The sequence below is a fragment of the Rothia sp. HMSC065C03 genome (genome assembly GCF_001837295.1).
Lineage (GTDB): Bacteria > Actinomycetota > Actinomycetes > Actinomycetales > Micrococcaceae > Rothia.
Window position 1 is genome coordinate 1 of sequence record NZ_KV831982.1, and the last position, 204, is coordinate 204.

1 tRNA gene and 1 rRNA gene are annotated in these 204 nt (G+C 54.9%); both read left to right on the forward strand.

What is annotated here, in order from left to right:
• The first annotated feature begins 1 nt into the window (after nt 1).
• Nucleotides 2–74 (forward strand) — tRNA-Ala (locus HMPREF2605_RS03185).
• Between the two features lie 3 nt (nt 75–77).
• Nucleotides 78–194: ribosomal RNA gene (gene rrf, locus HMPREF2605_RS03190) — 5S ribosomal RNA — on the forward strand.
• Nucleotides 195–204 lie beyond the last annotated feature (10 nt).

Genomic DNA, 204 nt, shown 5'->3' on the forward strand with positions numbered 1-204 from the left:
CGGGGGCGTGGCGCAATTGGTAGCGCATCTGCTTTGCAAGCAGAGGGTTAGGGGTTCGAGTCCCCTCGCCTCCACTTTCCGGTGATTATAGCAAGAGGGAAACGCCTGGTTCCATTCCGAACCCAGAAGCTAAGACTCTTCGCGCCGATGGTACTGCACTTTTGTGGGTGTGGGAGAGTAGGTCATCGCCGGTTTATTTTTGAA